Source organism: Acinetobacter terrae (genome assembly GCF_013004375.1).
Lineage (GTDB): Bacteria > Pseudomonadota > Gammaproteobacteria > Pseudomonadales > Moraxellaceae > Acinetobacter > Acinetobacter terrae.
Genome location: NZ_JABERI010000005.1, coordinates 95300 through 107276, shown reverse-complemented (window position 1 = coordinate 107276; position 11977 = coordinate 95300). Strand labels below are relative to the sequence as shown.

10 protein-coding genes and 1 riboswitch are annotated in these 11977 nt (G+C 41.9%); of the genes, 8 read left to right on the top strand and 2 right to left on the bottom strand.

The window, feature by feature from the left end; translation table 11 throughout:
• Nucleotides 1–2: 2 nt before the first annotated feature.
• The 8 genes from HLH14_RS03260 (at nt 3) to recJ (ending at nt 9898) form a co-directional block, all read left to right on the top strand.
• A complete protein-coding gene (locus HLH14_RS03260; RefSeq protein ID WP_171532670.1) occupies nt 3–2009 on the top strand; it encodes a 2-oxo acid dehydrogenase subunit E2 in 2007 nt (668 codons plus the stop codon).
• A gap of 188 nt (nt 2010–2197) precedes the next feature.
• A riboswitch (yybP-ykoY riboswitch) is annotated at nt 2198–2339 on the top strand.
• Nucleotides 2340–2411: 72 nt separating this feature from the next.
• Nucleotides 2412–2987: a TMEM165/GDT1 family protein gene (locus HLH14_RS03255; RefSeq protein WP_131271367.1), complete on the top strand. Its 576-nt coding sequence runs from the start codon at nt 2412–2414 to the stop codon at nt 2985–2987.
• Between the two features lie 181 nt (nt 2988–3168).
• Complete coding sequence (locus tag HLH14_RS03250) at nt 3169–3966, top strand: oxygen-binding di-iron domain-containing protein (protein ID WP_067725461.1); 798 nt, start codon at nt 3169–3171, stop codon at nt 3964–3966.
• A gap of 96 nt (nt 3967–4062) precedes the next feature.
• A complete protein-coding gene (locus HLH14_RS03245; RefSeq protein ID WP_171532669.1) occupies nt 4063–4428 on the top strand; it encodes a YkgJ family cysteine cluster protein in 366 nt (121 codons plus the stop codon).
• Between the two features lie 177 nt (nt 4429–4605).
• On the top strand, nt 4606–6072 hold the full coding sequence (gene guaB / locus HLH14_RS03240; protein ID WP_171532668.1) for an IMP dehydrogenase: 1467 nt from the start codon (nt 4606–4608) through the stop codon (nt 6070–6072).
• Nucleotides 6073–6196: 124 nt separating this feature from the next.
• Complete coding sequence (gene glmM, locus HLH14_RS03235) at nt 6197–7528, top strand: phosphoglucosamine mutase (protein ID WP_171532667.1); 1332 nt, start codon at nt 6197–6199, stop codon at nt 7526–7528.
• Between the two features lie 9 nt (nt 7529–7537).
• Nucleotides 7538–8194 carry a pyridoxamine 5'-phosphate oxidase gene (pdxH, locus tag HLH14_RS03230; protein ID WP_171532666.1) on the top strand — a complete coding sequence of 219 codons (657 nt, stop codon included), beginning with the start codon at nt 7538–7540 and terminating at the stop codon, nt 8192–8194.
• On the top strand, nt 8195–9898 hold the full coding sequence (recJ, locus tag HLH14_RS03225; protein ID WP_171532665.1) for a single-stranded-DNA-specific exonuclease RecJ: 1704 nt from the start codon (nt 8195–8197) through the stop codon (nt 9896–9898). It abuts the gene before it with no gap.
• 44 nt (nt 9899–9942) lie between these two features.
• Here recJ and HLH14_RS03220 read toward each other — a convergent pair whose 3' ends face one another.
• The gene (locus HLH14_RS03220) at nt 9943–10743 is read right to left on the bottom strand and encodes a putative porin (RefSeq protein WP_171532664.1); all 801 of its coding nucleotides are present in this window, start codon (nt 10741–10743) and stop codon (nt 9943–9945) included.
• Between the two features lie 173 nt (nt 10744–10916).
• Nucleotides 10917–11705 (bottom strand): putative porin, encoded by a 789-nt coding sequence (locus tag HLH14_RS03215; protein WP_067725471.1) that lies wholly within the window; start codon nt 11703–11705, stop codon nt 10917–10919.
• Nucleotides 11706–11977 lie beyond the last annotated feature (272 nt).

The following is an 11977-nucleotide window of genomic DNA, read 5'->3' as shown; positions in this document are numbered from 1 at the left end:
GCATGCAAATTACGACTCCTGATATTGGTGTAGATAAAGCCACCGTTGCGGAAATTTTAGTGAAAGTGGGCGATATCGTTGCTGTTGATGACAGTCTTGTATTGCTCGAATCGGACAAAGCCTCTGTTGAAGTGCCTAGCACTTCGGCAGGTGTGGTGAAAAGCATTTTGGTTAATCAGGGCGATAATGTCACTGAAGGCGTAGCCTTAATCGAGCTTGAAGCAGAAGATGGGTCTACTGCAGCAACTGAAATTCAATATGCTGATGCTTCAAAAAAGACCTCGGAAAATACCCCGACCTCACTGCCTGATCAGGAAATCATGCAGGAACTGGCGTCACATCAACCTCACACTTCTACTCAGGCTTCTACATCGGCTTCCTCTTCAGTGAGTGTGGTTGAAGTGCAAGTCCCTGACATTGGCGTTGAAAAAGCGCTCGTAGGCGAAATTTTGGTCAGTGTTGGCGATACTATCGATGTTGACCAAAGCATTGTAGTGGTTGAATCAGACAAAGCTACAGTGGAAGTGCCAAGTTCAGTTTCAGGTATTGTTGAAAGTATTGAAGTTCATGAAGGCGACACCGTAAAAGAAGGTGTAGTTCTGATTAAAGTCGAAGTTGCTGCTGCAAGCCAGGCTGAAATTGCTGTTGAAGCTCCAAAAACAGAAACTGTACAAGCTGCCGTAGCGAAATCTGAGCCTGTGGCAGAAGCTGTTCCGGCTCAAAGCGGTGCAATTGAAATTACCGTGCCGGATCTGGGTGTGGACAAAGCCACTGTTGCTGAAATTTTAGTGAAAGTCGGTGACACGGTTGAAGCAGATCAAAGCATCATTGTGGTTGAGTCTGATAAAGCCACGGTTGAAGTGCCAAGTTCAACGGCGGGTGTGATTAAAGCGATTCATGTTGAATTGGGCCAAAGCGTCAGCCAAGGCGTGGCTTTAGTGACCATTGAAGGTCAAGTGAAGGCTACCACTCAAGCTGCACCTGCGCCCACTGCAAAAGCAGAAGCTGCTCCTGCTAAATCAGCTCCGGCGGTACAAGTACAAGCTCCAGTCGCTGCATCAGGTTCTGATAAGCTGACTAAAGAGCAAAGCGCTGCAAATGCCAAAGTCTACGCCGGTCCTGCGGTACGCAAATTGGCACGTGAACTGGGTGTGGTATTGTCACAAGTGAAAGCGTCTGGTGCACATGACCGCTTGATGAAAGAAGATGTGTTTGCGTATGTGAAAACACGTTTAACGACACCTCAAGCAGCATCTCTTGCACCAGCGGTAGCACAAGTTTCTGGCTTGCCTAAACTTCCTGATTTTAGTGCTTTTGGCGGTACTGAAGAAAAAGCCATGACACGCTTGCAACAGGTTTCTGTTCCGCAATTGTCATTGAATAACTTCATTCCTCAAGTCACCCAGTTTGATGCAGCGGATATTACCGAGCTTGAAGCTTGGCGTGGCGAGTTGAAAGGCAACTTTAAGAAAGATGGCATTAGCCTGACCATTTTGGCTTTCATTGCCAAAGCCTTGGCGCATCTTTTAAAAGAAGAACCCTATTTTGCAGGTCATTTGGCTGATGATCAGAAATCAGTATTGCTCCGCAATGAAATCCATATGGGTATTGCAGTGGCAACACCTGATGGTTTGACTGTACCTGTCCTGCGTAACCCGGACCAAAAATCAATCAAGCAAATTGCGATTGAATTGGGTGAGTTAAGTAAAAAGGCGCGTGAGAAAAAATTATCACCGAAAGATCTACAAGGTGCGAATTTTACCATTACCAGCTTGGGTTCAATTGGCGGTACAGCATTTACACCGCTCGTGAACTGGCCTCAAGTGGCGATTTTGGGTATTTCACCTGCAACCATGCAACCGGTATGGAATGGTGAAGGTTTTGATCCGCGTCTCATGTTGCCGCTGTCATTATCTTATGACCATCGTGTGATTAATGGTGCTGATGCTGCCCGTTTCACCAATAAATTGACCAAGCTTCTAGCTGATATTCGTACTTTGTTGCTCTAATCGGGTCATCAATTACGAATAATATAAACCCTGCTTCGGCAGGGTTTTTTATGGTCAGGGATCATTAAAATGTCGGGAACACACGGTTTATCTCATCATCATCGTTAAATTTTATTTATTTTTAATCTATATCCCAAAAACCGGGCAGTAAATTGATTTGATAAAAAACTGCTTTGCGATTAAAATCACCTCACTTCATTGGGGAGTAGCCGCTTTTTACGCAATGTAAAAAGGTGATGGTCAACATAATTGTTCAACAGAACATGGTCATCATAGCAAAGAACCAAATCAGCTTTTCTTAAGCTTCTTTTGTTGGCAAGACCTTTGATTTATCACTCTGCAGATTTTGGCTAGCAGGAGCGATAAGTCATCGGCAAATTTTGCTAGCCAGAGAAAGATCCCATGCATGAACTGCTTATCTCTACCGCTATTGTTGCCCTCGCTGAAATGGGTGATAAAACTCAATTATTAGCGCTTTTACTTGCGGCACGCTTTCGTAAACCTGTGCCTATCCTGCTTGCCATTTTATTGGCAACTTTGTTGAACCATGGCATATCGGCTGTTCTCGGTCAGTGGATTACCACGGTATTAAGCCCAGACGTCTTGCTTTGGATTGTATCGGTTGGCTTTATCGCGATGGCACTGTGGATGCTTGTTCCAGACGAACTGGAAGATGAAACCGATAATATTAATAAATGGCAAAAATATGGCGTGTTTGGTGCAACCTTTGTGCTGTTCTTCCTGGCTGAAATAGGGGATAAGACCCAAGTGGCAACCGTCGCTCTGGCTGCGCGTTTTGACAGTGTGTTCTGGGTGATGATCGGTACTACAATTGGGATGATGATTGCCAATGCACCAGCAGTATTTGTCGGAAATAAGCTGGCTGATAAATTGCCAATTCCACTGATTCATAAGATTGGTGCGAGCATATTCTTAATTATTGGTGTTTCAACCTTGGTACAACATTATTTCTTCTAAAGTTGAATCGTAGTGAAAAATCCTGGCATTTTAGTCGGGATTTTTTATTGCTAAATATGTCACAATTTACTGATAAATCTGACAATATTTCAATACATGTTTGTTGTAAATCGCCATAATACCCTATATGTTGTATGGCATTAAAAATGCATTTTTACAACGATATTTTGGGGAATGGGTTATGGCATTTGATCGCACTACATCACAAGTGTTATTTGATAATGGCACACATAAATGTATTAGCTTTACCAGTCTGGTCAAAGGTGAAGGGGTGCAAGCCAACCAATTTCTGATTTTAGATAATGAACGTGCCGCAGTGCTGGATCCAGGCGGCGATTTAACCTATGTCCCACTGACCATGGAGCTGAATAAATATACCCGCCTGACCAATCTTGATTATGTGATGGCTTCACACCAAGACCCTGATATTATTACGTCTATGCCACGTTGGTTGGTGTATACCGAAGCCAAAGTGGTCGCGTCTAAACTCTGGGCACGTTTCTTACCACATTTGAACTCGGCATTTATGAGTGATCGAATGAAAGGTGGATGGCTGGAACGCTTGATTGAATTGCCAGACCACGGTGGAGTCATTCCTTTAGGCGAATCACGTATTATTGTTGTCCCTGCCCATTTCCTGCATTCGGTTGGTAATTTCCAGTTTTATGATCCGATTGCAAAAATTTTATTTTCAGGTGATATGGGCGCATCGATGGTTGATGATGCTTCTAAGCCACTGGAAAATTTTGCAGCGCATATTCCCAAGATGAAAAGCTTTCATCAACGCTATATGTGTTCGAATAAAGTGATTCGTCTTTGGGTCAATATGGTTCGCACCATGGATATTGAAATGATCGTGCCACAGCACGGTACGCCATTTATCGGTAAAGAGCAGATTAACCAGTTCCTGGATTGGATTGAAACTTTACAGTGCGGTATCGATTTGATGGATGAAACGGTATTTACCTGTCCAGAATAATATCTCTGCTGTTCACTGATTTTTCTTGCATATAAAAGCAACATTTTTTAAGATTTCTCGCTAAAAATTAAACCTTTGATAACGAGAATTTAAAAAATGTTGTCTCAAGTCGCTACGCAGGATGCGTGTTTGAGTTGTGGAGCATGTTGTGCTCATTTCCGGGTTTCATTCTATTGGGCGGAAGGCATTCCCATGCCCGAGCAGTATACCGAACCGCTCACTGCGGTATATTCGTGTATGCAAGGCACCAATCAGGCACAGCCTTATTGTGTAGCGCTCGAGGGGGAAATTGGTGAACAGGTCAGTTGTGCAATTTATACAGTGCGCAGTTCTAGCTGCAAAGAAGTGCAAATTGCCGATGAGCAATGTAATAAAGCTCGTCGTGCATACAATATGATTCCATTTATACCCATCGAAACAGCAGAACCGATCAATGATGATGATTTTGATCAGGTCGTTTAACAGTAGATAAAATTAAACCTTCAACATCATAATGCAGCAGAGTTGCTGTTTTTGAACAAAAAAACCTCGTAAATCTGCAGCAATGCAAATTTATTTTGCATTGCTGTTTGAAATTAGCATGAATAAAACTGTTTTTTTTGTTTATAATGGCGCACGGAAATTACCAGTGAGACTGTTATGTTGACCATCGTTCAAGAAGCGCTAACCTTCGATGATGTCTTATTACTCCCTGCCTACTCAACTGTTCTCCCAAAAGATGTCTCGTTAAAGACACGCCTTACTCGTGGCATTAATTTGAATATTCCCCTTGTTTCAGCTGCAATGGATACTGTGACAGAATCACGTATGGCAATTGCGATGGCGCAAAACGGTGGTATCGGCATCCTGCATAAAAACATGGATATTTCTGCTCAAGCAGCTGAAGTACGTCGTGTGAAAAAATTCGAAGCAGGGATGGTGAAAGATCCTATCACTGTGACTCCAGAAACAACCGTTCGTGAATTGATGACGATTACTCAAGCCAACAATATCAGCGGTGTACCTGTTGTTAAAGATGGCAAAGTGGTCGGTATTGTCACAGGTCGTGATACACGTTTCGTAACCAATTTAGAGCAACCAGTTAGCAACATCATGACTGGTCAAGACCGCTTGGTGACTGTTCGTGAAAACGAATCTAAAGAAAATATCCAAGCCTTATTACAAAAAAATCGTATTGAAAAAGTATTGGTTGTTGGTGATAACAACGAATTAAAAGGCTTAATTACGGTCACTGATTTCCGTAAAGCAGAGCTTTATCCAAATAGCTGTAAAGATGACCTCGGTCGTTTACGTGTTGGTGCTGCAGTGGGTACAGGTATTGAAACACCTGCACGTGTTGAAGCATTGGTTGAAGCAGGTGTGGATGCGATTGTGGTGGATACTGCACACGGTCACTCTGCAGGTGTAATTGAACGTGTTCGTTGGGTTAAAGCCAACTATCCGCAAGTTCAAGTGATTGGCGGTAACATTGCAACTGGCGATGCTGCATTGGCTTTACTTGATGCAGGTGCGGATGCGGTTAAAGTCGGTATTGGTCCTGGTTCAATCTGTACGACGCGTATTGTTGCGGGTATTGGTATGCCGCAAATCTCTGCAATTGACAGCGTTGCCAATGCATTGAAAGAACAGATTCCTTTAATTGCTGACGGTGGTATTCGCTTCTCTGGCGATATGGCAAAAGCCATTGGTGCAGGTGCGAGCACGATCATGGTCGGTTCACTGCTTGCAGGTACTGAAGAAGCACCTGGCGAAGTTGAATTCTTCCAGGGTCGTTACTACAAAGCATACCGCGGTATGGGTTCATTAGGTGCAATGGCGGGTGCGACTGGTTCTGCGGACCGTTACTTCCAAGACTCTAAAGCGGGTGCTGAAAAACTGGTACCAGAAGGCATTGAAGGTCGCGTACCTTACAAAGGTCCTATGGGCAATATCGTGCATCAAATGATGGGCGGTTTACGTTCATCTATGGGCTACACCGGTTCTGCAGTGATTGAAGATCTTCGTCAAAATGCGAAGTTCGTAAAAATCACTTCAGCTGGTATGTCTGAATCGCATGTGCATGATGTGACTATTACTAAAGAAGCGCCAAACTACCGTATTGGTTGATTTTTAGTAAGCCAAGCCATGAAAAGCCGTCATTTATATGACGGCTTTTTTTATTTTGGTGTAAAGTATTTACAGTAAATGGGATGATCAATATCCCCATAAATGTATAAGAAGTGAGTAAGAAATGAGTTATTTTGGAACAGATGGTATTCGTGGAAAGTTTGGGGAGCTTCCAATTACACCTGAATTTGCACTCAAACTTGGGTTTGCAGCAGGTAAAGTTTTAAAACAGATGAGTAATAAGAAAAAACCCATCGTTGTTATGGGGAAAGATACCCGTTTATCTGGCTATATTTTAGAATCAGCTCTACAAGCAGGTTTAAATGCTGCCGGTGTTTATGTTCATTTATTGGGTCCATTACCAACACCTGCTATTGCACATTTAACTCGTGCAATGCATGCCAGTTTAGGCATTGTGATTTCAGCTTCGCATAACCCTTATTTTGATAATGGGATTAAGTTCTTCTCAAGTGAAGGCAAAAAATTGCCCGATGAAGTTCAAGAAGCAATTAATCAAGAACTTGAAAAAGAATTGAAAATTGAAGATACCGCAAACCTGGGTAAAAGCGTTCGTGTCAAAGATGCCAACGGTCGTTACATTGAGTTTTGTAAATCAACTTTCCCATACCATTTTGACTTAAGTAATTTAAAGATTGTGGTGGACTGTGCTAATGGTGCTGCGTATAACGTGGGTCCTTCGGTATTTAAAGAATTGGGCGCAAAAGTTGTTGCCTTGTATAATGAACCAGATGGTTTAAATATCAATAAAGACTGTGGTTCAACCCATCCTGAAAGTCTGCAAAAAGCGGTGCTTGAACATCATGCTGACTTAGGGATTGCCTTTGATGGTGATGCTGACCGGGTGGTTTTGGTCGATAAAAATGGTCAGTTGGTTGATGGCGATAACATCCTCTATATTCTTGCCACACAAGCAAACCATAAACCTGCAGGGATTGTCGGTACCGTAATGAGCAATATGGCACTTGAATTGGCACTCGAAAAAGTGCAAGTTCCATTTGTACGTGCCAGTGTAGGTGACCGTTATGTGTTGCAGGCACTGGATGAAAATGGCTGGGTGATTGGCGGTGAACCATCTGGGCATATTCTGACCTTAGATAAGAGCACGACAGGTGATGCGATTATTGCAGCCTTGCAAGTGTTGACTGTCATGGTTGAACAGAAAAAAGCCTTGCATGAATTGGTTGCGGACTTCCATTTATTGCCCAATGTATTGGTGAATGTTCGTTTAGAAGCCATGTTTGATCCCTATACTGTACCTGCGCTGGTGACTGAATTTGAAAAAGCTGAACAACAACTCAAAGGTCGTGGTCGTTTATTGATTCGTAAATCAGGAACTGAACCTGTCATTCGTGTAATGGTGGAAGGTGAGGATCTTCAGGAAGTAACGGATTTAGCCAACCATCTTGCAGATGCTGTCCGTACCCATGCTGCTTAAGGTAACAATATGAATGATGTGATTAAAGATTTGAGCGAACTTCGCTTAAGTTACCAAAAAGGTGAATTACATGAAGCTCAGGTGGATGAAAATCCACATGTGCAGTTCTTAACGTGGTTTAACGCATCTTTAGAAGCCAAATTACATGAACCCTATGCTATGTATTTGGCAACGGCAAATGCGCAAGGTCGTCCACATGTACGTACAGTATTATTGCGTGGCGCAACTGAAGCGGGTTATGACTTTTATAGTAATTATGACAGCCAAAAAGGCTTGGATTTAATTGCGAATCCGTATGCGGAATTGCTGTTTTATTGGCCTGAACTGGAACGTCAAATTCGCGTGAGTGGTAAAGTTGAAAAGATCTCTTTAGCAGAGTCAACCGACTATTATCATAAACGTCCACGTGATAGCCAAATTGCAGCGCATATTAGTACCCCACAAAGTGGTGTTATTGCCAGCCGTGAAGAATTGCAAACACGTTTCCAGGCCTTACAAGATCGGGTAAGCGACAAAACAGAATTGGCTAAACCTCAATTCTGGGGTGGCTACCGTTTGGTACCGGACTATTACGAATTTTGGCAAGGTCGTCCAAACCGTTTACATGACCGTTTAAGTTATGAAAGAATCGACGGTACGTGGAAATTACAACGGCTCATGCCTTAAATGCCAAAAACACTGATTCAGCAACGACCTTTTATTACACGCCCTGAAAATATTCAGGGCGTGTCGCCCTTTATTGCGCAAATTTTAGCGCGCCGTGGTGTGCAATCCGAACAAGAACTCGAACTTAAACTGAAACATTTACTTGCTCCCAATATGAAAGGTTTAGAACAAGCCATTCAAATTATGGATCAAGCCATTGATGAAAATAAGAAAATAGTCATTGTTGGCGATTATGATGCAGATGGTGCGACCAGTACTGCATTAATGGTGTTAGCTTTACGAGACATGGACACCAATGTTGAATATTTGGTTCCAGATCGTTTTAAATATGGCTATGGTTTAACACCCAAAATTGCAGATTTGGCTTTTACCCGCTATCAGCCAGATCTGCTGATAACGGTCGATAACGGTATTTCCAGTCATGCGGGTGTAGAGCAAGCCCAAGCACATGGTATGCAGGTGATTATTACCGATCACCATCTGACCACCAAGGAAATCCCTAAAGCCGAAGCTGTTGTCAATCCAAATCAATTGGGTTGCGATTTTCCAAGTAAGGCTTTGGCTGGAGTGGGGGTTGCTTTTTACTTGCTTGCCAACCTGTCGAGTCACCGAAGTAAATCAGGAAAATCGACATCCAAGGTGGCCCAGTATTTAGACCTGGTTGCACTGGGTACTTATGCAGACGTTGCAAGTCTGGATTATAACAACCGGATCTTGGTGGATGCCGGGGTTAAACGGATTCAGCAAAATCAATGTCGTGCAGGGATTAGTGCTTTACTGGATATTGCAGGACGAGAACCGTCTCAACTCAAAGCCCAAGATTTAGGTTTTGTACTTGGTCCACGGATTAATGCGGCTGGGCGTATGGAAACCATGGACATTGGTATTGAATGTCTCATGGCGACAGATATGCAAACTGCCTATCCATTGGCACAGCAGTTGAATCAGTTAAATGTTGAGCGTCGCCAAGTTGAGGCGCAGATGAAGCAAGAGGCTTTATCTGAATTGGCAACCTTACAATTAGATCAGGCAGATTTACCTGCAGCTTTAATTCTGTTTGAACCACATTGGCATCAGGGCGTGATTGGTATTGTTGCGGGTCGTCTGAAAGAACAATTTCATCGTCCGAGCATCGTTTTTGCGGCTGATGATGATGGTATTCATATCAAAGGTTCTGCACGTTCAATTGATGGTGTTCATATTCGAGATGCGATTGAACTAATTGCAGAACAACATCCGCATTTGGTCAGCCACTTTGGTGGACATGCCGCGGCAGCTGGTTTAACTATCCAGAAACAGCATTTTGAAGAATTTAAACAGGCTTTTGAGCAGCTGATCTCGACTATGGATGAATCGCTGTTTCATGCCACTTTATGGACGGATGGTGAATTACCGACGGCAACTTTTCAAATTGATACAGTTGATCTGCTTCAAAATTTAACCCCATGGGGACAAAAATTTCCATCGCCGATTTTTGAAGGTGTATTCAAAGTTTTAGATTATCGCTGGTTGAAAGAAATCCATTTAAAACTGCGTTTGGCTTTAGAAAATGGACAAATTGTAGAAGCGATTGCCTTTAATGCCAGTGAGAAATTTGAGTTTGATGCCATGCAAGAGAGTGTTCGACTGGTCTATGAACTCGATAAAAATGAATTTAATGGCAATGTCAGTTTACAAATGCGTATCATGCATTTGGAACAATAAAAAACCGCTCATTTGAGCGGTTTTTTGACTTCTAATCACTCAGATTAAAAGCGGAATGTACCGTTAATACCAAAAGAGTCAGCACCATCAGTAGTTGTATAGTTCACACCAGCCGCAATAGCAGGAGTAAAGAATTTCTGAGCACGAACACCAAAAAGAGTATCTGACTCATCAGCAGTAGAATCAGCAATTGATACACCTACGCTTAATGTCGGATCGATATAAAGGTCTGCGCCCAAACGGTAAGTAGTTTCATCACCAATATATGAGATACCTTCAAAACTGGCATGGTGATTACCAATTAAAGTCACATATTTGGCACGTAAAGACACAGCAGTATCTTCACCTACTGTTACAGCATTTAAAAGATTTGTAGTAAATCCATAGTTAGCAACTTGTACAGGATCTACATTTTCATTAGCTGCCCCAACAGCTAATAATAAACCATCAACCGGTAAGTAACCGACTTCAAAAGCATAACCGGTATTATCTTCATCACCAAAATCGACTTGGTTAAGAGCAGCGCTTACATAAAATTGTGTATTTGGAATAAAAAACTCGCCGTTGATCCCAATTGCATCAATATCCTCATCTCCGTCGCCACTTGCATTAGCATACCCAAGACCTATATTGCTGGCTTTACTTAAGAATGCGGCTTCTGCTAACGGAGCATTTTTTACCTGAACCCCATTGAGATAATATTTACCATTAATAAAAACGGTGTCTAAATCACCTAAATTCTCAATATCAGTGTTTTCATATCCTGCATTAATTTCGGCTTGGTAAGCATGTGCAGTCCCTAGGCTGGCAAGAAGTGCTGTAGCAAGAGCAAGTTTTTTAAGCATTTAGATTTCTCTCTTTGTTATAAAAATATGACTGCTTCATGAACAGTTGTAACAAATTGTACAGTTTATATTCGCCTCGTCAATGTGCAAAAAACACCTAAATGCTTTATTTTAGAGCAAAAAAATGGCCCATCCGAAGATGGGCCATTTTATGAAAATGGTTTAAGAAGTGATTAGAAGCGATATTTCGCAGCTACACCAAACGAGTTGTAGTCATTGTTACCAACTTCACCGAAACCAACACGACCTTCAAGGCTGACCTGTTGGTTAATGAATTTACGTGCATTAATGCCAAATTCACTTTGATCAGTTAAGTCATTGTTGTGGTAGTCAGCACCAACACTGAGTGTTTTATCAATAAAGTAATCTGCAGCAAGATTGTATTCATCTAGATCACCAAATGCAGCACCAGCTTCTAGGTTGATGTCTTTACCATTACTTAAGGTAGTTACATATTTGGCACGAAGTGTTGGATCTACACCATCATCATTGTCGTTGTCATAACCTTTAAGACCAGCGGCAATCAATAGGCCAGGAGCTGGAAGGTAACCGACTTCAGCGGCATAGTAAGTGGTATCAAAGTCATATTTTTGACCCAGTACATTGAAACGTTCTGTTTCATTTTGACTGATATTACCGCTTAAATAAAAGTCAGAATTGGGTACGAAAACCTCTGCACCTATACCATAAGTGTTGCTATCTAAATCACCACGATCAGCAAAAGTTGCTTGGACATTGACGTTACTTGCACGGTCAAGGAATGCTGCTTCTGCAAGTGGGGCATTACGAGTTTGAACGGGGTTGAAGTAATAAGTACCATCTACACCAAAAGCACTACCTGAACCACCATTATCTGGATCAACGTAAGCGGCTGCTGCGCCTACTTCGGCTTGGTATGCATTTGCTGTACCTGTTACTGCTAGAGCAGAAAGAAGTGCTGAAGCAATGGCTAATTTTTTCATGGATACTACCCCTCAAATTTATGGTTAAAATTAATACATTTTTTGTTACAACTTTTAGTCTAGATTAAATTTGAGGTAGGTCAATCATTGCAGAGTTATAGAAATGTTTCTAACGTAATGTTGTGTAAGTGAATAATTTTAAGTTATTGTAAATTATATAAATATTAAAATGTTTTGTTTTATTAAAATTATGGAGAGTTTATGGATTTATGTGAATTTTTAATAAAATTTTAAGTATTTTGTAACATAATAATGAGTTAACCATAAAAAAA

Coding starts and splice junctions, on each gene's coding strand:
- HLH14_RS03255 (WP_131271367.1), top strand. CDS start 2,412: ATGCATGAACTGCTTATCTCTACCGCTATTGTTGCCCTCGCTGAAATG.
- HLH14_RS03250 (WP_067725461.1), top strand. CDS start 3,169: ATGGCATTTGATCGCACTACATCACAAGTGTTATTTGATAATGGCACA.
- guaB (WP_171532668.1), top strand. CDS start 4,606: ATGTTGACCATCGTTCAAGAAGCGCTAACCTTCGATGATGTCTTATTA.
- glmM (WP_171532667.1), top strand. CDS start 6,197: ATGAGTTATTTTGGAACAGATGGTATTCGTGGAAAGTTTGGGGAGCTT.
- HLH14_RS03260 (WP_171532670.1), top strand. CDS start 3: ATGCAAATTACGACTCCTGATATTGGTGTAGATAAAGCCACCGTTGCG.
- pdxH (WP_171532666.1), top strand. CDS start 7,538: ATGAATGATGTGATTAAAGATTTGAGCGAACTTCGCTTAAGTTACCAA.
- recJ (WP_171532665.1), top strand. CDS start 8,195: ATGCCAAAAACACTGATTCAGCAACGACCTTTTATTACACGCCCTGAA.
- HLH14_RS03245 (WP_171532669.1), top strand. CDS start 4,063: ATGTTGTCTCAAGTCGCTACGCAGGATGCGTGTTTGAGTTGTGGAGCA.
- HLH14_RS03220 (WP_171532664.1), bottom strand. CDS start 10,743: ATGCTTAAAAAACTTGCTCTTGCTACAGCACTTCTTGCCAGCCTAGGG.
- HLH14_RS03215 (WP_067725471.1), bottom strand. CDS start 11,705: ATGAAAAAATTAGCCATTGCTTCAGCACTTCTTTCTGCTCTAGCAGTA.